This window comes from Pseudomonas sp. B21128 (genome assembly GCF_044218865.1).
GTDB classification, from domain to species: Bacteria; Pseudomonadota; Gammaproteobacteria; order Pseudomonadales; family Pseudomonadaceae; genus Aquipseudomonas; species Aquipseudomonas iridis.
This window is the reverse complement of record NZ_CP162590.1, coordinates 4,851,994-4,874,734: the sequence shown is the minus strand read 5'-3', so window position 1 is coordinate 4,874,734 and position 22,741 is coordinate 4,851,994. Positions and strand designations below refer to the sequence as shown.

The window sequence follows — 22,741 nt, the reverse complement described above, 5'->3', positions numbered from 1 at the left end:
AGCGGCGCTCGTCGACGCCCGCAAAAGCGGGTCAACGTACGCTAAATTCTGGAGGGGCGTAAACAACATCGACCAGCAGAGCTGGCCGATGCTTGTAACGATCAGCCGTAATTAAACGACTGGAGCACGCCAGTCATCGGAACCCGAAGTACCGGATACTTCGTGGGTCCAGGTGATTTTGCGGTAGGTGAACTGCACTTCTTCCAGGTGGGTGAAGTGCGAGTTGCCTGGATCCTGGCAGTTGTGCATTTTGTTGTTGATGGCGACGATGATCGCGTCTTCCAGTTTGGTGGTGTAGTAGTGCTCTTGAGTACCTTGAGCCGAAGTACGGAACCACTGGATAACGATTTCGCTCATGCGCTCGCCGGAAGTCAGAGCGGCTTGCAGCAGAGGCGAAGCCTTGTCGTAGACCTTGGTGATCACAACTGGCTTGTGAACGCGCTGACCGGTTGGCTGACCGGATTGCGGGTCACGCGGGATGATCACGTCGTGGCTGAAAGCCTGAACCATGACCTGGTCTTCGTGGCCTTCCTGGTAGGTGTTGCCAACGGAGTCAGCGGTGAATGCGCCTGCAGTGATCAGGCCTTGTTTTTCGCCGGTAACCGACATGTACGCTGGTGTTGCCATGGGGTGCTCTCCTTGCGGATAAATTTAAGGTGCCCGGGAGGCGAAATCGCCGGGTGGGTGCCTGACTGTTATCAAGGAGCGTGCCAGGTTTTGCGAAGTCCCCGGAGGGCGGGGGGCAAAGTGCTCTGGGCTGCGGTTGCGAGGGTTTTTTACACAGAATCGAAGGGGAAAGTGCGCAAGAAGTTGCGCAGTACTGCGCAACTTCTTGCGCACTTGGCTACAGGCCACGTGACGTATGGGCTGTAGCGCTTCAGAGGGGTGTTTTATTATGGGGTACTGCGCAACTTCTTGCGCAGTACGGCCGAAGGCCATCATTGGCCGTGCAATGAGTCAAAAGCAAACGATCGACGACCTGCCGTTAGATTATTTTCAGCCCCAGCACTTTCGCGCACTCTTCAATCGAACGCCGCTGCGTCTCTGCATACAACCCCAACTCATCAATGGTCGAGCGCCCCAGCGCTTGTTCGAACGCCTGTCGATTGGAGTGCTCGCCGTAGTGCGTTTGCGCCGCATCCCCAAGGTTCGACTGAAAAATCCCCGCCGCACTGACCGGCAGGAAATCTTCGTACACCAGTGGCTCAGCTTTCACATAGCCATCGCGTATCAAATCCTCCAGCGAGGCGTCACCGAGGCTACCCGACGCCAAGCCTTTTTCCGTAGCGAAGTAGCGAAAGTACGCCAACTCATGTTCGCGCATGCCGTCGACGCTGTCGGGAAATTCGCCAAAGTGTTGAGTCATCAGCGTGTTGTAGCGTGAGGCATTGCCTTCGTTGGGGAAATCGCCGAGCTCATCGCGGGCAGCATTCAGTAATCGGTCATACAGCGCCCGGCCCTTGGGGGTCAGCGCGGCGCCGCGTTGTTCGATTTCGCCGAAACGCGCGCTGTGGCTGCCTCGGGTTTCACTCTGATCGGTGAATGCGACTGGCTCATCCAGCGCTTTGAAACTGGTCTGGCGCAGCAGGATCGGGCATTGCCGGCGAGGTGGGCCTTCGATCACCGCTTTGGGCGTGATGCCATGGGCCGGCATTTGTTCCTGGACGATATCGATGTCCAGCGTGCGCGGGGTCAGGTGGTTGATGTGCGGGCCTTTGAACGCCACGACATCGGCGATCAACCGGTGTTGGGCGCTCAACGTCTGATACTGCGCAGCGGTAACGGTTGCGCTGTGATGCCAACGAAAGGTTTCCAATACCTGTAGGACGAATTCCTGCGATTCGGCTTCATTAAGTCCGCCAGCCGTTTCAGCCTGGGCGATCAAACGCAGCGCGGCGTCGGTAAAGATCGAACGTTTGGCCAGGACTGATTCGGCGAAAGCGCGCAGCTCAGGGTCTTCAATCAACTCCAGCCGCAACAACGATGTGAACACCCGGAACGGACTGATCTGCAGCGCATCTTCATGCACCGCGCGAAATGCCGTGGAGTGCACCGGCACGCCCGCTGGCGTCAGGTCGTAGTAACCCACCGGTTGCATGCCCATGACCGCGAACAAACGGGCGAGGGTGGCCAGTTCTGTCGCGGTTCCGACGCGGATGGCGCCATGGCGTTCCATGTCCAGGCGTTCGATTTCGCCGGTGCTGTCTAGCTGCCGAGCGATGCCTGGCTCACGGGAAAGTACGTCACGGTTGGTCTGTTCCACCAGTTCCATCAGTGCGCCGTACAACGGCACTTCTTCGCGGTACATGTCGGACATCGCTTTGGAGAAGCGTTGGCGGATCAGGTCGGGGCTGACGAAAGGCTGCACGGTCATGAAATAAATTCCTGCCACGGTCACGTAATGGATAGGAGAAAAGATCGCAGCCTTCTCCTGCGCGGGCAAACGAAGAATCCTACGAACTTCATTCTGCCAACGACTGATCCACCCGTTCGATCCAGTGCATAACCGGCGTGCGTCCGGCGCTGGCCAGGTGGCTCTGGCAACCGATGTTGGAGGTGACGATCAACTGCGGGCGGCCGCTTTCCAAGGCATTGAGGCGGTTGTCGCGCAGTTGCCGCGCCAGTGTCGGCTGGGTCAGGGAATAGGTGCCCGCCGAGCCGCAGCACAAGTGGCCGTCCGGCACCGCCGTGAGGTTGAAACCGAGGCGTGTCAGCACCGCTTCCACCGCGCCGCCGAGTTTCAGCGCGTGTTGCAAGGTGCACGGGCAATGCACAGCGATCCGCTGTTCGCTGGCGGCGCAGATCTGCTCCAGCGGTTCTTGCGCGAGAACCTGCACCAGATCGAGGGTCATTTCGCTGATCCGCCGTGCCTTGTCGGCATAGACCGGATCGGCCTCGAGCAAATGCCCGTAATCCTTGATGAACGCGCCGCAGCCGCTGGCGGTCTGCACGATGGCTTCGGCGCCGTTTTGCAGGTGTGGCCACCAGGCGTCGATGTTCTGCCGGGCGCGGTCGAGACCTTTGGCCTGGGCGTCGAGGTGATAATCCAGCGCCCCACAGCAACCGGCCTCGGCTACCGGGATGACGCTGATGCCGAGTCGATCGAGCACCCGCGCCGTGGCGTCATTGGTGTTCGGCGACAAACCCGGCTGCACGCAGCCTTCCAGCAACATGACGCGGCGCGCATGCCGAGGGACGGGACGCAACCCCGACGTCAGCATGGGCGGCGGCAGTTTGCTTTCAAACATTCGCGGCAACAGCGGCCGAAACGTGGCGCCCACCCGCAGCAAACCTTTGAACAATCGCGGATTCGGCGCCAGTGCGCGCAGGCCTTCACGCAATAGGCGTTGCGCCGCCGGACGCGGCACGGCCTGATCAACCACCGCCCGACCGATGTCGAGCAAGTTGTGATAGTCGACGCCGGACGGGCAGGTGGTTTCGCAATTGCGGCATGAGAGACAACGGTCCAGATGCAGTTGCGTCTGTGCGGTCGCCGGTGCGCCTTCGAGCACTTGCTTGATCAGATAGATGCGCCCGCGCGGACCATCAAGCTCATCGCCGAGCAACTGATACGTCGGACACGTCGCGTTGCAAAAGCCGCAATGCACGCAGCTACGGAGAATCTTTTCCGCCTCGGCGGCGCGGGGCAACTGTCGGGATTGCTCGCTGAGGGTTGTTTGCATGGCTAAAACTCCGCGTACATCCGGCCGGGGTTGAACAGCCCTTGCGGGTCGAGTTGCGCCTTGAGTTGCCGGTGATAGCGCAGCAGTGTCGTCGGCAACGGCTGGAACGGTGACGAGGTGGCGCCATGGGTGAAGCAGGTGGCGTGGCCGCCGAGTTCCTGGGCAAGGCGATGAATATGTGGGCTGTCGGATTTCAACCAGCGTTGCGCGCCGGCCCAGTCGACCAGTTGCGCGCCGGGCAGATCCAGAACGCCGAGATTGTTCGGTAGCGACAGGCGCCACAACGGCAGGCCTTCGTCAAAGAATGGCGAACGTTGCTCGTTCAAATCACGCCAGAACAGCGAGTCCAGCGGCTCACCCCCCAGGCGTTGATGAGCCGCCGTCACCGAGCCCTCGCCACCCTCAAGGCGCAGATACAAACTGTCGCCATCGTGGCACGCGGCGCTGATCGGCAGCGGTTGCTGGCCCCATTCGGCGAGATTGGCCAGTGCCCTGGCGCAGTCGATATCCAGGCGAATACTCAGGCATTGCCGCGGTTTGGGCAGGACTTTCAGCGAGACTTCGGTGAGCACGCCGAGGCAGCCGTAACTGCCGGCCATCAGCCGCGAGAGGTCATAACCGGCAACGTTTTTCATCACTTCGCCGCCGAAACGCAGGTGTTGGCCCAGACCGGTAATCACTCGTGTACCCAGAACGAAATCGCGCACCGAGCCAGACCATGGCCGCCGAGGCCCGGACAACCCCGTCGCAATCATGCCGCCGACCGTGGCGCTTTCACCGAATGCGGGCGGCTCGCACGGTAACATTTGCCCGGCGGCATCCAGTGCCGCGAGCAACTCGGACAATGGCGTTCCGGCGCGCACGCTGACCACCAGTTCGGTCGGCTCATAGCGCACGATGCCGCGATGCACGCGAGTGTCGAGCACCTCACCGGCCACTTCGCGGCCGAGAAACGCCTTGCTGTTGCCACCCTGAATTTTCAGCGGCGTGGCATTGGCCCGCGCTTCATTGACCTGATCGAGCAGGGCGCTGGCGCCGTCGACGTCTGCCATCAGAAGCGCTCCAGCTCGGGAAATGGCAATTGCCCGGCATGAATGTGCATCGCGCCAAACTCGGCGCAGCGGTGCAGCGTCGGGATGTTCTTGCCGGGGTTGAGCAGGCCTAGCGGGTCGAACGCGGCTTTGACGGCGTGGAACAGGGTCAATTCTTCGCTGTTGAATTGCGCGCACATCTGATTGATTTTTTCGCGGCCGACCCCGTGTTCGCCGGTGATGCTGCCGCCGACCTGCACGCACAATTCGAGAATTTTGCCGCCCAGGGCTTCGGCGCGGTGCAGTTCACCGGGTTGGTTGGCGTCGAACAGAATCAGTGGATGCATGTTGCCGTCGCCGGCATGGAACACATTCGCCACGCGCAAACCGTATTCCTCGCCGAGGCGGGCGATGCCTTGCAAGACGCCGGGCAATTCGCGCCGCGGAATGGTGCCGTCCATGCAGTAATAGTCCGGCGACAAGCGGCCGATGGCCGGAAAGGCGTTTTTGCGCCCGGCCCAGAAACGCACGCGCTCGGCTTCGTCACGCGCCTGACGCACCTCAGTGGCGCCGGCCTGGGTCATCACGTCGCGAACCCGCTGGCAGTCGTCGTGGACATCCGCTTCGACGCCATCGAGTTCGCACAACAGAATGGCTTCGGCGTCGACCGGATAACCGGCGTGGATAAAGTCTTCGGCGGCGCGAATGGCGAGGTTGTCCATCATCTCCAAACCGCCGGGAATGATCCCCGCGGCGATGATTTCGGCCACGGCGCGTCCGGCCTTTTCCACGGAATCGAAACTGGCCAGCAGCACTTTGGCGACCTGTGGTTTGGGCAGCAGTTTGACCGTGACTTCGGTGATGATCCCCAGCAGACCTTCAGAACCGGTGAACAGCGCAAGCAAGTCGAAACCGGGCGAATCGAAGGCTTCGGAGCCCAGGGTCAGGCGTTCGCCTTCAATCGTCAGCACTTCGATTTTCAGTAGGTTGTGCACGGTCAGGCCGTACTTGAGGCAATGCACACCACCGGCGTTTTCAGCGACGTTGCCGCCAATCGAACAGGCGATCTGCGACGAGGGATCCGGCGCGTAATACAGCCCGAACGGCGCGGCGGCCTGGGAAATCGCCAGATTGCGCACGCCTGGCTGAACCCGTGCAGTGCGGGCGGCCGGGTCGATGTGGAGGATGGCGTTGAAGCGCGCCATCACCAGCAACAGGCCTTTTTCCAGGGGCAACGCGCCGCCGGAAAGACCAGTGCCGGCGCCGCGGGCGACCACCGGGACGTTTTGTTGATGGCAGAGCTTAAGCAGGGTTTGCACCTGCTCGAGGCGCCGGGGCAGGGCGACCAGCATCGGGGTGGTGCGGTAGGCGGAGAGTCCATCGCATTCGTAGGGTTTGAGTTCCTCCTCGCGCCAGAGAATGTCGAGGTCGGGGATGGCGTGTTGCAAGGCCTTGAGCAGATCGGCCTTGTTGACGTCAGGCAGCGGACCGTCGAGGCGTTCGTCGTAAAGAATGTTCATTTTTGCTTGCCCAAAAACTCCCGGTACAACCGCGCGGTGTCTCCTGGCTGTTCGACCATCGGCATATGCCCGACGTGGTCCCAGACGTCCACCTGCAAATTGGCGATGCCTTTGCTCCAGATCGGCACGCTGCTGACATCGATTAAACGGTCCTTGCGGCCCCACAGCAGCAGCGCCGGGCATTTGATGTCCGGCAGTTTCGGTTCCATCGGCGGGCTGGCGCGGAAATCGCGGAAGATCTCTTCCAGTTCATCGCGCTGGTTTTCATAACGCTGGGCGATCGCATCCAGCACCGCCTTAGGCACCCACGGCGGTGAGGCCATGGTCATCGCATAAAACTGCTGGAATTCTTCCCGGGAGTTGATCAGAAACGGGTTGTGCCCACGTGCCAGGTGGCGCTCCATGTCGCTGACCTCGGGGGCGGTGACGCCAGCCGGGTCGATCAACGCCAGCGAAGCGATCCGCTCCGGATACGTTGCCGCCAGCCAGGCCGCGATGTAACCGCCCATGGAGTTGCCGATCACGTGGACTTTCTCCACGCCGCAGACGTCGAGCAACTGGATCATGCGCTTGGCCTGAACCGCAATGTCATAGCCGCCACCCGCCTTGAAGCCGGTTTCACCATGGCCGGCCAGATCCGGAATGATCACCCGATACTCGCGGACGAAATGCCGGGAGAAGCGCAGCCACAGGTTTTTGTCGCCGCTATAGCCGTGCAGCATCAGGATCGCACTGGCCGCTTCATACGGCCCACCCTGCCAGGTCGAGACGGTCATCTCGGCGATCGGCACTTCGATCTTGTGCAGTTTGTACAACTTGGCCTCGATGGCCATGTTCAGGTCATACAGCCAACGGCCGACCGCCGGATAACTCAACCAGCTCCAGGCCACGAACACCGCGAGGGCGACAAACAGCAAAAGCATCGACGTCTTCCTTATACGTAGTCAGGACAAAATGTGATCGGCCGGTTTCAGCGCCCGGGTCAAACGGTGATAGCTGAAACTGAAGCCGGGAAACATCGCGATCACATGACCGCTCTTGCTTTGATACCAACTGTGGCAGCCGCCGGACTTCCAGACCGTACGCTCCATCTCCCGGTGAATCATTGCAGTGTAGGTACGTTCTGCCTCGGGGCGCACTTCGATGCTGCGCAGACCTTTGGTTTGTACGGTGCGGATGCAGTCGATGATGTAGTTCATCTGCGATTCGATGATGAACAGCGCCGAAGTGTGGCCAATGCCGGTATTGGGTCCGGTGACGATAAACAGGTTGGGAAAGTCCGGCAGACTGGTGCCGAGGTAGGCGCGAGGATATTCGGCCCAGACATCTCTGAGTTGCACGGCGTTCTTTCCGCTGACGGGGTAGGAAATAACGCCGTCGGTAGCGTCATAACCGGTCGACCAGACGATCAGATCAACATCGATGTGTTCGCCGTCCTGGGTGATGATTCCGCTTTCATCGATCGACGCGATGCCCTGCTCGCGGCTGTGCAGGGTGACATTGGGCCGGGTCAGCGCCGGGTAGTAGGTGCTGGAAACCAGCACTCGCTTACAACCGATGGTGAAATCCGGCGTGAGTTTTTGCTGGAGCAGGGGATCGTGCACCTGGCGCTTGAGAAAACGCAGCGCTTGCTTTTGCACCAGGTTAATCGCCGGTTTCGAGTATTTGAAGGCGATCACGCGGGTCTCGAACTGCCAGTAAATCAGCCAGCGCAGCAGTTTGTAGGCCGGTTTCAAACCGAGTAGCCAGCGCTGAAACGGCCCGAATACGCGATCGGCGCGCGGCAGCACCCAATGCGGCGTGCGCTGGAATACATGCAGTTGCTCGACCTGCGGGGCAATCGCCGGGATGACCTGCGCGGCGCTGGCACCGCTGCCGACGATGGCCACGCGTTTACCGCGATAGTCGTAGCTGTGATCCCAATTGTTTGTATGAAATGTCTTGCCCTGAAAGCGATCCTGCCCGGGGAAGTGCGGGATGACCGGTTGGCTCAATGGCCCGCTCGCATTGATCAGAAACTGCGCATGGAATGTGCCCTTGGCGGCGGTGTGGACGGCCCAGCGTTTTTCCGTGTCGTCCCATTCGACGTGTTCGACGTTGGCTTGCAGCTCCACGCGTTCACGCAGGCCGAACGTATCGATCACGTGCTCGGTATAGCGATGCAATTCCGCCTGTTCGGCGAACATCTGTGACCAGCGGTACGGCGCGAATGACAGCGAATAAAGCGGTGAGGGCACATCCACCGCCGCGCCGGGGTAGGTGTTCTGGCACCAGGTGCCACCAAAGAAATCGCGCCGTTCCAGCAGGCGAAAATCGTCGATCCCGGCCTTGAGCAGGTTGATCGCCGCGCACTGACCGCCAAATCCGCTGCCGATGATCAGCACTTGATAAGTCTGCATGGGCCTCCTTCTTATAGTCGTTTTTCCGTTTTGCTCCCTTCATGTATAGCCAATGATTTGCACTGTGGGAGCCCAAATCCATGGAAAGCAGGCGTATTTCGGGCCGCTGACCGGTGATGGCTATTTAACGTTGCCCTGTTAGACTTCGAGTACATCCGTCCTGCACTTTGCAGGTGCCGTCGTGGTCGAGGCCCTTATGGGAAATACGGGACGAAAGGGACTTTCATTGGCCAGGAGGCTGTACACATCGAGAGTCCTGGGGCTGCTGCTTGGGCTTTTGTGTGTGTCCGTGTCGATGTACTCGCTCGATCCGCCGTTATGGGTCTGGGCGCTGATGTTCTCCAATGGCCTGGTCTGGCCCCATCTGGCCTATCAGTTGGCGCGCCGTGCTCGGGTGCCTTTTCATGCCGAACACCGCAACCTGTTGATCGATGCCTTTTTCGGCGGCTTCTGGGTTGCTGCCATGCACTTCAATCCACTGCCTACTGCAACAACCATCTCGATGATGGCGATGAACAACGTTGCCATCGGTGGGGCGCGTTTTCTGCTGGCCGGCTCTGCGGCGCAGTTGCTTGGGGTTGGCGTAGGGTTGGTGGTGTTTGTCCCGGCGTTCATTCCGCAAACCACGCCGGCGCAGATGTACGCCTGTTTCCCGCTACTGCTGTTGTACCCGCTGGCGTTGGGCTGGATCTGCTTTCGCCAGGCCTACACGCTGGGCGTGCATAAACGTGAATTGCTGGCGCTGAGCCGCACCGACAGCCTCACTGGCCTGCTCAATCACGGTGCGTGGAAGGATCAACTGGAAATCGCCTTTCAACGTTGCATCCGGCAGAAGCAGGGCGCGGCCATTGCGTTGATCGACATCGACCATTTCAAGGCAATCAACGACACTTACGGGCATGTGGCCGGCGACATTGTGTTGCGACAATTCAGCAAGATGCTCAAGCAGAACCTGCGTGCGACCGACGTTGCCGGGCGTTATGGCGGCGATGAGTTCTGCGTGATTCTCCCGGAGTTGCCGCTGTTCAATGCCGCTCAGGCCATGGAAGCGTTGCGCGAGCGTTTTGCGACACTGGGTTACGAGCAGAATCCGGCGTTGCAGGTCAGTTTGAGTATTGGCCTGGCGGCGTACGATCCGGCGCACCCCGATGCGACCCGTTGGCTCAGTGAGGCGGATCAGGCGCTGTATGAGGCCAAGGCGAGTGGAAGGAACCGGGTGATCTGCCATTGCGACAGTTTGCCCAAGCAGCCGTTGCTGGACTCGGTCTGAGATAAATCCCCGCTGTTGGAACTGTGGGAACCACGTCGGATTTGTGGTGTGGCCGCCCCTCACCCTAACCCTCTCCCGGAGGGAGAGGGGACTGACCGTGTTGTTTGCAGTCAATGCAGCAACCGCCAGATCAATTTGAATTCACGTTTTCCATTCAGCGCGGTGTATCACGTCGGCGCTGGTCCCGAGCATTTCCCAATTAGTCCACTCGCCACATTGGTTCAACTACGCACGAAAATTAGCGAAAAGTCTGAAAGAGGCTCTCGTTGCGACACTCTATCGACACACTTATAGTCCCTGTTCGCGAAAATCTCCGCGACGATCTTGGCCGGTCGAATACAGCACCTGACCCATCTGGAGTGAACTTTATGACCGACCAAGTAATGCCACGCTACCTCCCCATCGACACTTACGACGCCGAATCCCCGGTGCTCTTCATCAATACCCACAAAGAACTCAGCGACATGGCGGCCTGCGCGATGCATCGGTTTGTGGTCGTGCGCGATTTGGCGGACACCTTGTCCAGCCTCAACCTCAAAGGCATTTCAGACTTTGATCTGACGCGGGTCACCAGCGCGGTGCATCTGTTGATGCGCGAAGGGTGTGCCATTCTGGATGTGATTCAGGCGCGGGCGGCGCAGCGGGAGGAGGCTTACAAAACCCCGGTTTAGCGGCGGGCCCCTTCGCTGGCAAGCCCCCACAGGGTTTTATGGCGAACGCAAGTTTGTCGCCAATCACAACCTGTGGGAGCCTGGCTTGCCAGCGATGGCGTCAGTTCGGCCAGCACATCACTCCTTGACGCTCATATATTCCTTGGCCCAGAGAATGTATTCCTCCGGCTGGGTATAGGTGTGCGTCAGCTCGGTGGCGCTCAAGTCCGAAGCCTGGGTAAAGATCTGTCGCTGTTCACGCAAGCTGTCGTAAGTCGCCTTGATCGCCGCGAAGTAAGCGCCGTGGCCGTCGATGGTCACGCGCACCCCCAGTTCGGCCAGACGCTTGTCGTCGCGCAGCGCCGGGTTGCCATAGGTGACCAGCATCAGTGGCACGGTCAGGTGTTCGGCGATCTGTTCAAGCTGATCAAAATCCTGCACCCCGACCATGCAGATGCCATCGGCGCCCGCGCCCTGGTACTGGCGGGTGCGGCTGATGATTTCCTGAATCGGCAGGATCCCGGCGTTGGTGCGGGCGATGATCGCCATTTCTGTATCAACACGGGCTTCCAGCGCCGCGCGAATTTTGCCAACGCCTTCGGCCACGGTGATCAGGTCGGTGGATTTGCGCCCGAATTGCGCAGGCAACAAGGTGTCTTCGATGGTCAGGGCGGCGACGCCGGCGCGTTCCAGTTCGACGATGGTGCGCATCACGTTGAGGGCGTTGCCATAGCCGTGGTCGGCGTCGGCAATCACCGGTAATTGGGCGACGCGGCCGATGCGGGTGGCTTGTTCGGCGAACTCGCTGAGGGTGATCAGGGCAAAGTCCGGTGCCCCCAGCACCTGCAACGAGGCCACGGAGCCACCGAGAATCCCTACTTCAAAACCCAGGTCAGCGGCAATCCGGGCGGACATCGGGTCGAACACCGAAGCCGTGTGGTAGCAAGTGTCGGAGGCCAGCAGCTGACGGAAATTACGGCGTAAATCTTGATGAGAAAGCCTGGTCATACGAGTTCCACCAATACCAAAGGAATGGAACGGCTTGAGCAAAGGTGTCAACGCCGAAGAATGAAAAGGCTATCACGCGAATGGGTCAAGGATCATGACGAATTTTCGAGGTTGCTGCTAACCGTGGCTCCAGTGCTGAAAGGATTCACTTTGGTGAAGGGGTTTGTCGGTGGCTTCGGGGGGCATTGGCAAGCCTTCAAGCCGCAGCGGCCTGCTGCTGTTGGTTGGGCAGGATCACCGCCCGCACCGAATTCCCCGGCTGCAGTTGCAGGCGTTTGGCCGTGAGACGGTCGATGACCAGGCTACTGCCGACCCGGCGCGCCCGAGCGACGGTGATGCGACAGTTTTCCAGGCGCCGGTTGTGGATCAGCCACAGCGGTGCCTGTTCGTCCGGGCTGCCAAGGCTCAAGGACAATTCCAGGCTGTCACGTACCGTGCGGATGTTGCGGATCGGCGCTTCGATGACCGGCCCACCGTCGAAAATATCGATGTAGCCCTTGTGGGCGAAACCCTCGGCCTGAAGGATTTTCAGCGCCGGCTCAGTGTTCGGGTGCGCCTGACCGATGGCCGCTTGCGCCTGTTCGGTGAGCAGGCAGGTGTACAGCGGTTGGCGCGGCATCAGTTCGGCGATGAACGACTTGTTGCCCAGCCCGGACAGGTGATCGGCATGGCAGAAATCCATCTGGAAGAAGTGCCGGCCAAGGCTGTCCCAGAACGGCGAGCAACCCGTTTCATCGGCGCTGCCGCGCAGTTCGGCGATCATCCTCTCGCCAAACAAATGCGGAAACTCGGCAACGAACAACAGGCGCCCCAGCGACAGCAAGCGGCCGTTGCTGCCATGGCGATGGTCATGGCTCAGGAACAACGAACACAGTTCCGATTGCCCGGTCAGTTCGTTGTTGAGGAACAACGTCGGGATCTGCCGTTGAATGCCCAGATTCGGCGCCGAACTCACGGTCAACCCGACCCGATAGTTGTACCAGGGTTCACGCAGGCCGACCGCCCCGGCCAATGCACTGACACCGACCACACGCATGTCATCGTCTTCGAGCACGAACAGATAATCGGCGTCGGCACGCTCGACCTGCTCGGCGAACGCGCGTTGCGCCCAGCGCACCCGGTGGGACAGGCGATCTTCATTGACCGGCAGGGTGGTGAACCCCGGGCCGGCCTGTTCTACCAGTGCCATCAAGGCTCGTAGGTCGCTGACTTTAACCGGGCGGACAATCATGCTGTAACTCCTTCTGCGCGCCTGTTCGGGCACTGTCGTTGGGTGCAGAACCGGGCGTGGTTCACAGGGCAATCAGCCGAATCGGGCTGCCATTGGTCACGTTCAACGCCGCACACATTGCAGGGGTGAGGGACAGGGGGTGATCGGGTTGGTAATCCAGTTCGGCGACGATGGCGCGGAAACCGTGCAGCGCGTCGTTGCTCAACAGGTAACGGCCACGGGCATCAATGCGGGGTTGTTGCTGCACAGGGGCGATCTGGCTGCGGACGATCGTGTGGATGTTCGTCGTGCGCGCATACAGCGTCGGGCCGGCGTCGAACAGGTCGATGTAGCTGTTGGTTTCAAAGCCTTCACGCTCAAGAATGTCGAAGGCCTCCTGGCCGTCCGGATGAACACGGCCAATGCAGTCCTGCGCGGCTTGCGGCAGCATCGGTACATAGATCGGGTATTGCGGAAACAATTCGGCGAGAAACGCGCGGCTCTGCATTCCGCACAGCCGCTCGGCTTCGACGTAAGGCAGGTCGAAGAAATGCTTGCCCAGGGCATCCCAGAACGGCGAATGGCCGTTTTCGTCGCTGTAGCCGACGATTTCGGTGATCACTGCTTCGGCGAAGCGTTGCGCGTGAGCGGCGATGAACAGCAATCGTGCCCGCGAGAGCAATTCGGAAAAGGGCGTTCGCACCAGCGCGGCGTCGATGTGGAAACCGCGCAGCAGCGTGTGGTCGTTCAGGTCGTGACACAACGACAGCGCCGGCACGCCGTGCTCAATGTTCAGTTCCCGCGAGGCACTGGTGAAGTGACGGTTGCGCAGGCTGTAGAACGGTTCGTCGAAGCCGGCGGTGGCGAGAATCTCCGAGCAGCCGACCAGACGTTGACTGTCGAGGTCTTCCAGCACGAAGAAATAGTTCTCTGGGCCCTGGGCTGTGGCGTCACTGGCAAACGAGGCACAGGAACCGGCGATTTTCTCGCGCAATCGCTCACTGTCGTCCGGCAGGGAGGTGACCCCCACCAGACTGTCACGGGCCAATTGTTGGAGCTGGGTCAGGTCAGTCTGCTCGACTGGGCGTAAGACCAGCATGGATGTACTCCTGTATCAAAAGGTTCGGCAAATTTGCCGAACCTGACTATCACTGTCGGTTTCCACGCGTTAAATCGGCAGTCGCCTGATTTGTTGTCAGACGCTGCTCTTTTTCTTGTCAGCCGTTGCTCGGGTCAGGCAGCGCGGGCGTGGCGCTGAACTTGTTGAGGAAGAACAGGTACACCAGGCCCAGAGCGATCCAGATCAGGCCGAGTTTCTGCGCATCGACACCCATGTTGACCATGATGGCCGCGACGATGATGAAGCCGATCACCGGGCAGATCAGGTGGCGCACAACCTGGCCGGACTTTTGCCGACGCCAGTAATAGTTGATCACTGTCAGGTGCAGCAGCATGAAACCGCTGAGCGCGCCGAAGTTGACCAGCGAGGTCAGGGTGTCGACCGAGTTGATGAACAGGTAGCAGATCAGCAGCGACAGCACCGCCACCAGATAAATGCTCATGTACGGCGTGTTGTGTTTCGGGTGAACCCTGGCCAGTATTTTTGGCAGCTTGCCGTCACGGGCCATGCCGAACAGCAGGCGCGACACCGCGGATTGCGAAGTGACCGCCACAGCGATACCCCAGGACAGCGCCGTGGTGACGGCCGTCAGGGTCGCCAGCCAGCTACCGGCGGCGAGTTCAGCGATTTCATAGAACGCGGTGTCGGCGGACTTGAAGCCCAGACCGGCGGCCAGATCGGTAGCGATCCAGGTTTGCACGACGAAAATCGTGCCCATCACCACCAGCGTGATCAAGGCAGCTTTGCCAACACTGCGCCCCGGATCGCCCTTGATTTCTTCGGCGAGGGTGGAAATCGCATCGAAACCCAGGAACGACAGCACGGCAATCGACACGGCTTGCATCAGCAGGGCGAAGTTAAAGGTTTGCGGGTTGTACAGCGGCGCCAACGTCAGCTCGCCGTTGCCGCCACCGTTGTGCAGGGCGGTCCAGGCGTAGAACAGGAAGATGCCCAGCACGACCAGTTGCGCCAGCAGGAAGACAATGTTCATCCGTGCGGTAAACGTGATACCGCGCAAGTTGACGAAGGTCGCGCTGACGAGGAATGCCAGAATGAAGCCGACTTTCGGAATGTCCGGGTACAAGTGGTTGAGCGCCATCGCCGCGTACACGTACAGCAGCGGTGGGATCAGCAGGTAGTCAAGCAGCATCAGCCACCCGGCGATGAAGCCGACGTGTTGATTGAGGCCGCGTTGCGCGTAGGAATACACCGAGCCTGCAACCGGGAAAGCGCGGGCCATACTGCCGTAGCTCAACGCGGTAAACACCATGGCCACCATGCCGATGATGTACGCCAGCGGCACCATTCCCGGTGCCTCGGCGTTGACGTAGCCGTACACGCCGAACGGGGCGATGGGGATCATGAAGATCATCCCGTATACCACCAGGTCGGTGAGCGTCAGGCTACGTTTCAACTCTTGCCTGTAGCCGAATTCTTCAATGTCCATGAAGCGCAACTCCTTGTAAGCCAATCAGTCGTTTTTTAGTTGTTATATCGGTCCATCGTTTACAGCTTCAGCAGTGCTTTCGTTACAGCAACGGCGCGAGGTATCCGGCCCAGCGCGACACCGCTTCGGGGCTGCGCAGCAAGTCGTTGCGCACCTCGATCAACACCGAATCCAGGCCGCGGGCATCGCCGTGTACCGGTACTGTCATGTCGCCCAGCGGGTCAATCCTGTACGGCTGATTGCCTGCGACTATCAGCGGATGTTTTTCCAGATCGTCGAGCAGGCGCTGGGCATAGGCCCTGGCCTGGCCAAACAGCACGCCGACTTCCATGGCACGCGGCTGGCCGTAATACACCGGCGTAAAGCTGTGAATCCCGACTATGCGCACTGGTTGACCCTTGGCAATGCGCGCGTCGATCAGTGTTTGCAAGCGCGCGTGAAACGGCTTGAACAGCGTCTGCCGGCGGTACTCGCGCGTGGCTTCGTCCAGCTCACGATTGCCCGGCACCTGATAGATCTCGCTCTGCAGCGGAATGCTGTCGGGGGCATGCCGTGGCCGATTGAGGTCGATCAGTAGCCGTGAATAGTTGGCGCTCAACAGCGTGGCGCCGAGTGTTGCCGACAATTGCTCGGCCAGTTCCAGCGCACCAATGTCCCAGGCGATGTGCTCGCGGGCGGCTGTATCGTCCAGGCCCAGATTATTCAGGGCCTCGGGGATGTAGCGACTGGCGTGCTCGCACACCAGAATCAATGGATGCGTCGAGTCGGCGCGGCTCAGGTTGTAGACCGGTCTGGTAAACAACCCCAGCTCGGCGGATTCAGTACACGCGTGCATAGTGCTCACACAGTTCAGCGATCGAGAGCTGTTCCGTCAGCGCCAGTTCCTCGGTTTTAAGGGCGTAATAACTGTCGAGCAACGGTTTGGGCAGCCATTCGTTGAGGGCTGCACTGTCGCGCAGGCAATCCAGTGCCTGAGCCAGCGAGGCGGGCAGGGCGACGATGCCCCGCGCCTGACGTTGCTCGTCATTGAGTGAATCGGGGATTTCATTGGTGATTGCGTTCAGCGCCAGGCGCTGTTCGATGCCCAGCCGTCCGGCGATCAGCAGCGCGGCCATCGCCAGATGCGGCGAGGCGGTGGCGTCCATGGCGCGAAATTCCAGGTTGAACTGCTTCGCCACGGCTTTGCTGCCCAGCGTCGAGGTCGGGCAGATGCGCAACGCTGCTTCGCGGTTCTGCTGCCCCAGGCAGGCGTAAGAGGCGCTCCAGTGATGTGGCTGCAAGCGCTCGTACGAGAGCGGTGTCGGTGCGGTGATTGCACACAGCGCCGGCAAGTAATGCAGGATACCCGCCGCCCAATGCTGGCCGAGGCTCGACAGACCATTGCTGGTGCCTGCGTCGTAGAGCATCGGCTGGCCGTCCAGATCAAGCAGGCTGATGTGCAGGTGCACGCCGTTGCACATTGCATCAGCGGCGGTCTTCGGTGCGAAGCTCAGGTCCAGGCCCATTTGCCGGGCGATCTCACGGGCAATTTCGCGCACATTCACCGCGCGGTCTGCGGCCGCGACCCCCAGCGCTGGTCGGCAAGTGATTTCGAATTGATGCTTGCCGTATTCGGGGAGAAACATCTCCGGCTCGACGCCGCCAGCACGCAAAGCGCTGAGCAGCCAGCCGCCGAACTCGGCGCCCTGACGCTGGGCTTCAAGTGAAAACGCCGGGGGTTCGGCCAGGTCTGCATGCAGGTTGAATTCGTGTTCGAACGCGGCGTTGACCTGCAAGCCCAAATCGTCGCGGTAACGCTCGATCTCATCGCGCAGCAGCGTGCGCGGGCAGGCGCCGAATGGCTGGCCATCGGTTTCGCGAAGATCGCCGTGGATGAAGTCCAGCGGCGGGGCGTTGGCATTCGGCCCGTTGCTCACGGTGACGCGGCTGCTCAGATCCGGAACCAGGCGCAAGTCGCCATAAGCGCCCCACGGGCTGGTCGAAGCGATGGAATCCTGCGGGGTCAGGGCGCTGTTGGCTGGCACCCAGCCACAACCGGGGGCTTGGTAATGCTCAAGTTCGTCGGTGGGGAACGAGCGGCCACGGGTAATGCCGATCAGGTCAGTGGTGACGATAGTGGTCATCGGCAGCGGCGTCAGACGGGCGCTCATGGCTGCATCTCCTGCAGCCGGCCGAGCACGGTGTCGGTGTCGGTGATCCAGCAGTAACCCTTGATCGCGTTAAGGCAGGCGTCATGGCGTTCGGCAGTGTGGGTGGCGCAGGCGTCCTCGACCAGCGTCACCAGATAGCCACGGTCGGCAGCGTCGCGCACGGCCATGTCCACGCACTGGTCGGTAACGATGCCGGCGATGATCAAATGGCGGGTGGTGAGGTTGCGCAGCACATAATCGATGTTGGTCGAGTTGAAGACCCCGGACGAGGTCTTCGGCAAATAGATTTCGTTTTCTGCGGGCGTCAGTTCGGTGATGATCTGCGCCTGAGGGCTGCCTTTGGGGACGTCCAGATTCGACAGTTTGTGGTCCAGCGAGCGGTCGCGGCCATCAGCGGTAAGGCTCTCGATGACGGTGTGCAGCACGTTTTGTTGCGCCGCGCGAAAGCCATTCAGCAGACGCTGTTGATTGGGCACGACCTGCGTACGCACACGGCTGCGAAAATACTCACCACCCGGCTCAGTGAGGTGCGGGTCGAACTGCGGATCGAGCCAGGCACGCTGCATGTCCACCAGCAGCAAGGCCGTGTGGTCGCTGACAAAGGGCAGGTCTCGCGGCGAGCGGTGTGGAAGGGTGAACATCCTTATTTATCCTCCAGAAGGTGCGTATTGAAGTCGTTGCGCAGGGCGTCGATGCCTTCCAGGCGATCGGCCAGATTCGTGGTGCGCAGGGTCAGGCTGGCGATCAGTGCTTCGACTTGCGCCAGCGCCGGCACCATGGTGTCGAACGGCGAGGCTGACTCTACGGGCGCGCTGATAATCAGGTCGGCCAGTTCACGCAGTGGCGAGGCGTAGATGTCGGTGAAGAGCACCACGCGTGCGTTGTTGTTTTTCGCCGCGCTGGCCACGCGCAGGGCCTGGGACTGGTAACGGCGATAGTCAAACAGCAACACCACATCCTGGCGTTGCAGATCGAACAGGCGATCAGGCAATTGCGCGTTGTCTTCCAGTGCAAAGCAGCCGGTGCGCAGAAGGCGCAAGTGATTGAGCAAGTAGCTCGCCAGCAGGCTGCTGAAGCGTCCGCCGAAGCAGTGCACCTGATGCCGGGTATCGAGCAGCCAGTCCGTGAGGATGCGTACGTCTTCAGGTTGAGTCAGCGACTGCGTTTCAACCAGCAGGCGATGGCTGTCGGCCAGATAATGACCCCAGGCGTCGTCCTTGTTTTGCTGGGCACGCGGTTGCAGCAGGGTGCGTGGTGAGCGCAGGCGATGATCCATGTCGCTCAGGAGCGCATCCTGGAACTCGGCGTAACCGCCGAAGCCGAGTTTTTTCACCAGTCGCACGATGGTCGGGTCGCTGACGCCGGCGTGTTCGGCCAGTCGTGCCATCGGTCCCAGACCGTTACGCGGGTATTGATCAAGCAGGGCGCGAACGACTTTACGTTCTGACGGTGTCAGATCGAGGCCGGGATCAGTGATCAGCTCTCTGAGAGGGGGCATCCTGGCTCCTGCTGGATGGGTGTGTCGAATTCGCTTCACAATCCGTTAAAACAGTATTTATGTAACTGACGCTACATGTCTAGTGAATTTTTCAGTGTGTTGAAAAGGCCCCGAAATGGGGCAAGATGCCCGTGTAACAAGGGCTACACGGAAGGCGACAAGCTTTGTAGTCCATTGCTCATGAAGATGTGAGACATTGCCGATTTTTGAGCGTGTCGACGTGATAGGGCTGTTCACGGGAGAGCCTTGAAGCCCTTGATGTACGGCACAATTGGCCACTGATCGGCCTCGCGCCGTTATTTTTCATGACTCTCGACAGAGTGATTGATCGTGCAGACCACCCGTTTAACCCTGATTTGCCATGCGCGAACCGTCGCACAAAAACTGGCGCGTTTTCCTACGAACGAGCCTGTTGAAAATATCGGCCTGGCTTCTGACGCGTTGGCTGCGTGCTTCCACGCCCCACGGCGCCTGATCTGTGCGCCTGAACGGCGTACACGTCAGACCGCCGCGTGGTTGGGTGCCGACGCACATATTGATCAAGCGCTGCGCGATTGCGATTGGGGGCAGTGGCGCGGGCAGGCGATCAAGGATCTGCAACGCTCGCAAACCGCGGCACTACAGGCATGGCTGGAAGATCCAGACGCCACGCCCCACGGCGGTGAATCGATCGCGCAGGTGTGCGAGCGAGTGTCGAAGTGGCTGGTGAGTCTGCAAACCACGCCAGGCCATGTGGTGGCGGTCACGCATCCGTTCATCATCCGTGCCGCGTTGATTCACGTTATGCAGGGCTCGGCGTTTCATGACATTGATGTCGAGCCGTTGTCAGCGGTTGGACTGCGCTTCACCGGGCGCTGGCGGCTACGCTTGCCTGGTCTCGACATTGAAGGAGCACGCTGATGAAGCAGCTGCTGGTGATCGGCATCGGCGCCGGTAATCCGGACTACATCACGATGCAAGCGGTGAAAGCGCTGAATCGGGTGGATGTGTTTTTTTTGCTGGATAAGGGCCAGAGCAAGGACAAACTGATCGAGCTGCGTCGCGAGATTTGTGAGCGCTATATCACCGATCCCGGGTATCGCTTCGCCGAAGCCGACAGCCCGGAGCGCGAGCGCGGCGACGTGGACTATACCGCCAGCGTCGATGATCTGAACCGCGCCAAGCAGCAAACCTTCGAACGGCTGATCAACGACGAAATGTCTGACGGCGAGTGCGGAGGTTTTCTGGTGTGGGGCGATCCGACGTTGTACGACAGTACCGTTCGCATCCTGCAGGCGATACTGGCGTCGGGTCGCTGTACCTTCGAGTTTGAAGTGATTCCCGGGATCACCAGCGTTCAGGCGTTGGCGGCGCAACACAAAGTGCCGTTGAACACGATTGGCCGCTCCATTGAAATCACCACGGGCCGGCGCCTGGCAGCAGGGCAGGTGAGTGATGCCGACAGTCTGGTCGTGATGCTCGATGCCGAAGATTCCTACCACCACGTGGCTGATCCGCAGACAGAGATTTACTGGGGGGCTTACTTGGGCACGCCGGATGAGATCTTGATCAGCGGCAAACTCGGCGATGTGGCGGATGAAATCGAGCGCGTGCGCCAGGCTGCGCGGTTGGAGCATGGATGGATCATGGATACGTATTTGCTGCGCAAGCCCTAGATCTTTGGGGCTTGAATGGGCCCCTTCGCGAGCAGGCTCGCTCCCACTGTGGAATGCATTTAAAAATGTGGGAGCGAGCTTGCTCGCGATGGGGTCATCACATTCACAGATGATTTGGATAGGCAAAAAAAGACCCGGTGCAACGCAAGTCGCCCCGGGTTTTTGTTACCAGCGAGCGGAGGATGTCGTGGATCCGCCGTTCGCTGTTGAACTCTGGTTACGCGCGTTCCAGCGCCAGCGCCACGCCCTGTCCGCCGCCGATGCACAGGGTCGCGAGACCTTTTTTCGCATCACGCTTGTTCATTTCATGCAGCAAGGTCACCAGCACCCGGCAACCCGACGCACCGATCGGGTGACCCAGCGCGATGGCGCCGCCGTTGACGTTGACCTTGTCCAGATCCCATTGCAGATCCTTGGCCACGGCCAGCGATTGCGCGGCGAAGGCTTCGTTGGCTTCGATCAGGTCAAGTTGCTCGATTGACCAGCCAGCCTTGTCCAGGCAGCGGCGGGTGGCCGACACCGGGCCGATGCCCATGATCGCCGGGTCAACGCCCGCGTTGGCGTAAGCCGCGATGGTCGCCAGGACTGGCAGGCCCAGGGCTTTGGCTTTCTCGGCGCTCATCAGGATCACCGCGGCGGCGCCGTCGTTGAGCGACGATGCGTTGCCCGCAGTGACGCTGCCGTCCTTTTTGAACGCCGGGCGCAGTTTGGCCAGCGATTCAGCGGTGGTCTCGCCACGCGGTTGTTCGTCGACCTTGAAGGCGACCGGATCGCCTTTGCGCTGCGGAATCAGGATCGGGGTGATTTCATCGACAAAACGCCCGGCCTCGATGGCGGCAGCGGCTTTTTGCTGGGAGGTGGCGGCGAAGGCGTCCTGCTGTTCGCGGCTGATCTCATATTTGTCGACGAGGTTTTCCGCGGTGATGCCCATGTGGTAATCGTTGAACGCATCCCACAGGCCATCGCTGATCATGGTGTCGACGATTTGCGCGTGCCCCATGCGCAGACCGGTGCGTGCGCCCGGCATTACGTAGTTGGACAGGCTCATGTTTTCCTGGCCGCCCGCGATAATCACGTCGGCGTCACCACAACGGATGGCTTGCGCGCCGAGGTGCAAAGCCTTGAGGCCCGAGCCGCAGACCTTGTTTAGGGTCATGGCCGGCACCGCGTGGGGCAGGCCAGCCTTGATGGCAGCCTGACGCGCCGGGTTCTGGCCGGCGCCGGCGGTCAGTACCTGGCCCATGATCACTTCATCGACCTGCGCACCGTCCAGACCGGTCTGTTCGAGCAACTGGCGAATCACCGCTGCGCCCAGATCAACCGCGGATACGCTGGCCAGGGCACCCTGGAAACTGCCGATCGCGGTGCGCGTAGCAGCAACAATGACGACGTCTTGCATTTTCAAATTCCTCACTGGGCAGCGAACTGCATTTCCGGCACATGATCAGGCACGATCAGTTTACCGGCGGTTTTGGCCACGATCTCTTCAACACTGACACCCGGCGCGCGCTCCTTGAGAATGAACGCACCGTTCTCGATTTCCAGATAGGCGAGGTCGGTCAGCACACGCTTGATGCACCCGGCGCCGGTCAGCGGCAGGCTACAACGGGCTAACAGTTTGGACTCACCGTCCTTGGACGCGTGGGTCATGATCACGATGATGTTTTCTGCGCCGGCTACCAGGTCCATGGCGCCGCCCATGCCCTTGACCAGTTTGCCAGGGATCATCCACGAGGCGATATTGCCTTCGACGTCCACCTCAAATGCGCCCAGCACGGTGAGGTCGACATGGCCGCCGCGGATCATGGCGAAGGACTCGGCCGAGGAAAAAATCGACGCGCCGATACGCGCGGTCACGGTTTGTTTGCCGGCGTTGATCATGTCGGCATCGATGGTGTCTTCAGTAGGAAAAGGACCCATGCCGAGCAGGCCGTTTTCCGATTGCAGCATGACTTCCATGCCTTCGGGGATGTAGTTGGCGACCAGGGTCGGAATGCCGATGCCGAGGTTGACGTAGTAGCCGTCCTGCATTTCGCGGGCGACGCGCTGAGCCATTTGTTCGCGGGTAAGTGCCATGTTGTTGTTCTCCGTAGGCCTGAA

Annotated in this window: 21 protein-coding genes; 4 read left to right on the top strand and 17 right to left on the bottom strand. The window is 60.4% G+C overall.

What is annotated here, in order from left to right:
• Positions 1 to 111: 111 nt before the first annotated feature.
• From AB4P91_RS21885 to AB4P91_RS21855, 7 genes are all read right to left on the bottom strand, one after another.
• On the bottom strand, positions 112 to 627 hold the full coding sequence (locus AB4P91_RS21885; protein WP_007919523.1) for an Hcp family type VI secretion system effector: 516 nt from the start codon (positions 625 to 627) through the stop codon (positions 112 to 114).
• Between the two features lie 358 nt (positions 628 to 985).
• On the bottom strand, positions 986 to 2,374 hold the full coding sequence (locus AB4P91_RS21880) for a VOC family protein (protein ID WP_150596716.1): 1,389 nt from the start codon (positions 2,372 to 2,374) through the stop codon (positions 986 to 988).
• An 88-nt stretch (positions 2,375 to 2,462) separates the two neighbouring features.
• Positions 2,463 to 3,683, bottom strand: coding sequence for a glycolate oxidase subunit GlcF (gene glcF, locus AB4P91_RS21875; protein ID WP_150596715.1), 1,221 nt, complete (start codon positions 3,681 to 3,683; stop codon positions 2,463 to 2,465).
• Between the two features lie 2 nt (positions 3,684 to 3,685).
• Positions 3,686 to 4,735, bottom strand: coding sequence for a glycolate oxidase subunit GlcE (gene glcE, locus AB4P91_RS21870; RefSeq protein WP_150596714.1), 1,050 nt, complete (start codon positions 4,733 to 4,735; stop codon positions 3,686 to 3,688).
• Positions 4,735 to 6,234: a glycolate oxidase subunit GlcD gene (gene glcD, locus AB4P91_RS21865; protein WP_395603664.1), complete on the bottom strand. Its 1,500-nt coding sequence runs from the start codon at positions 6,232 to 6,234 to the stop codon at positions 4,735 to 4,737. The genes glcE and glcD overlap by 1 nt, the downstream gene beginning before the upstream one ends.
• The gene (locus AB4P91_RS21860) at positions 6,231 to 7,157 is read right to left on the bottom strand and encodes an alpha/beta fold hydrolase (protein ID WP_150596712.1); all 927 of its coding nucleotides are present in this window, start codon (positions 7,155 to 7,157) and stop codon (positions 6,231 to 6,233) included. The genes glcD and AB4P91_RS21860 overlap by 4 nt, the downstream gene beginning before the upstream one ends.
• 21 nt (positions 7,158 to 7,178) lie before the next feature.
• The gene (locus tag AB4P91_RS21855) at positions 7,179 to 8,633 is read right to left on the bottom strand and encodes a flavin-containing monooxygenase (protein ID WP_395603663.1); all 1,455 of its coding nucleotides are present in this window, start codon (positions 8,631 to 8,633) and stop codon (positions 7,179 to 7,181) included.
• Positions 8,634 to 8,829: 196 nt separating this feature from the next.
• Here AB4P91_RS21855 and AB4P91_RS21850 point away from each other — a divergent pair, with 196 nt between their 5' ends.
• Together AB4P91_RS21850 and AB4P91_RS21845 are read left to right on the top strand one after the other, a co-directional pair.
• Positions 8,830 to 9,903: a diguanylate cyclase gene (locus AB4P91_RS21850; RefSeq protein ID WP_395604992.1), complete on the top strand. Its 1,074-nt coding sequence runs from the start codon at positions 8,830 to 8,832 to the stop codon at positions 9,901 to 9,903.
• 368 nt (positions 9,904 to 10,271) lie between these two features.
• A complete protein-coding gene (locus AB4P91_RS21845; protein WP_047300569.1) occupies positions 10,272 to 10,574 on the top strand; it encodes a hypothetical protein in 303 nt (100 codons plus the stop codon).
• 117 nt (positions 10,575 to 10,691) lie between these two features.
• Here AB4P91_RS21845 and AB4P91_RS21840 read toward each other — a convergent pair whose 3' ends face one another.
• From AB4P91_RS21840 to AB4P91_RS21805, 8 genes are all read right to left on the bottom strand, one after another.
• Positions 10,692 to 11,561: an oxaloacetate decarboxylase gene (locus AB4P91_RS21840; protein WP_042559747.1), complete on the bottom strand. Its 870-nt coding sequence runs from the start codon at positions 11,559 to 11,561 to the stop codon at positions 10,692 to 10,694.
• 196 nt (positions 11,562 to 11,757) lie between these two features.
• Positions 11,758 to 12,792 (bottom strand): arginine N-succinyltransferase, encoded by a 1,035-nt coding sequence (astA, locus tag AB4P91_RS21835; RefSeq protein ID WP_395603662.1) that lies wholly within the window; start codon positions 12,790 to 12,792, stop codon positions 11,758 to 11,760.
• A gap of 61 nt (positions 12,793 to 12,853) precedes the next feature.
• Positions 12,854 to 13,870, bottom strand: a complete 1,017-nt coding sequence (locus tag AB4P91_RS21830; RefSeq protein ID WP_150595574.1) for an arginine N-succinyltransferase — start codon at positions 13,868 to 13,870, stop codon at positions 12,854 to 12,856.
• A 118-nt stretch (positions 13,871 to 13,988) separates the two neighbouring features.
• Complete coding sequence (locus tag AB4P91_RS21825) at positions 13,989 to 15,338, bottom strand: APC family permease (protein WP_150595573.1); 1,350 nt, start codon at positions 15,336 to 15,338, stop codon at positions 13,989 to 13,991.
• Between the two features lie 82 nt (positions 15,339 to 15,420).
• Complete coding sequence (locus AB4P91_RS21820) at positions 15,421 to 16,173, bottom strand: N-formylglutamate amidohydrolase (protein WP_042559743.1); 753 nt, start codon at positions 16,171 to 16,173, stop codon at positions 15,421 to 15,423.
• Positions 16,157 to 17,488, bottom strand: coding sequence for a glutamine synthetase family protein (locus AB4P91_RS21815; protein ID WP_395603661.1), 1,332 nt, complete (start codon positions 17,486 to 17,488; stop codon positions 16,157 to 16,159). Before AB4P91_RS21815 ends, AB4P91_RS21820 begins: the two co-directional genes overlap by 17 nt.
• Positions 17,485 to 18,129 carry a cysteine hydrolase family protein gene (locus tag AB4P91_RS21810; RefSeq protein ID WP_150595570.1) on the bottom strand — a complete coding sequence of 215 codons (645 nt, stop codon included), beginning with the start codon at positions 18,127 to 18,129 and terminating at the stop codon, positions 17,485 to 17,487. The genes AB4P91_RS21815 and AB4P91_RS21810 overlap by 4 nt, the downstream gene beginning before the upstream one ends.
• A gap of 2 nt (positions 18,130 to 18,131) precedes the next feature.
• Positions 18,132 to 18,986 carry a MurR/RpiR family transcriptional regulator gene (locus tag AB4P91_RS21805; RefSeq protein ID WP_150595569.1) on the bottom strand — a complete coding sequence of 285 codons (855 nt, stop codon included), beginning with the start codon at positions 18,984 to 18,986 and terminating at the stop codon, positions 18,132 to 18,134.
• Between the two features lie 330 nt (positions 18,987 to 19,316).
• Here AB4P91_RS21805 and AB4P91_RS21800 point away from each other — a divergent pair, with 330 nt between their 5' ends.
• Together AB4P91_RS21800 and cobF are read left to right on the top strand one after the other, a co-directional pair.
• Complete coding sequence (locus AB4P91_RS21800; protein WP_395603660.1) at positions 19,317 to 19,886, top strand: histidine phosphatase family protein; 570 nt, start codon at positions 19,317 to 19,319, stop codon at positions 19,884 to 19,886.
• Positions 19,886 to 20,641, top strand: a complete 756-nt coding sequence (cobF, locus tag AB4P91_RS21795) for a precorrin-6A synthase (deacetylating) (RefSeq protein WP_150595567.1) — start codon at positions 19,886 to 19,888, stop codon at positions 20,639 to 20,641. Before AB4P91_RS21800 ends, cobF begins: the two co-directional genes overlap by 1 nt.
• Before the next feature lie 217 nt (positions 20,642 to 20,858).
• Here the strand turns inward: cobF and AB4P91_RS21790 are convergent, their stop codons facing one another.
• Both AB4P91_RS21790 and AB4P91_RS21785 read right to left on the bottom strand, forming a co-directional pair.
• Positions 20,859 to 22,040: an acetyl-CoA C-acetyltransferase gene (locus AB4P91_RS21790; RefSeq protein WP_395603659.1), complete on the bottom strand. Its 1,182-nt coding sequence runs from the start codon at positions 22,038 to 22,040 to the stop codon at positions 20,859 to 20,861.
• A gap of 11 nt (positions 22,041 to 22,051) precedes the next feature.
• Entirely contained in the window at positions 22,052 to 22,717 is a 666-nt protein-coding gene (locus AB4P91_RS21785; RefSeq protein WP_150595565.1) for a CoA transferase subunit B, read from the bottom strand.
• Positions 22,718 to 22,741: the final 24 nt, after the last annotated feature.